This is a genomic window from Halomonas marinisediminis, assembly GCF_004347715.1.
GTDB classification, from domain to species: Bacteria; Pseudomonadota; Gammaproteobacteria; order Pseudomonadales; family Halomonadaceae; genus Halomonas; species Halomonas icarae.
Genome location: NZ_SLTR01000653.1, coordinates 1 through 235, shown reverse-complemented (window position 1 = coordinate 235; position 235 = coordinate 1). Strand labels below are relative to the sequence as shown.

1 protein-coding gene is annotated in these 235 nt (G+C 67.2%); it reads right to left on the bottom strand.

Annotation, left to right across the window (positions count from 1 at the left end):
- Positions 1-235 (bottom strand): hypothetical protein (locus tag E0702_RS18125; RefSeq protein WP_240721825.1); only part of this gene is annotated, 235 nt, incomplete at both ends.

Here is a 235-nt window from a genome sequence, read left to right as displayed (position 1 = left end):
CCTGGGTGTCCCTGCATTCCAGGGGGGCCGGCTGTTCCAGGCAATCCACGAGCACCCTGAGGTCCAGGAGGTCCACGCTCACCAGGACGGCCGGGCTTGCCAGCTTCCCCATCATCTCCATTCTTGCCAGGAGGGCCAGGGGGACCTCGGGGACCCATTGGACCTGAACCGCCAGGCTCGCCAGGTTCACCAGGGGGGCCTTGGAAACCTTGTGGACCAGGTGCACCAGGGGGGC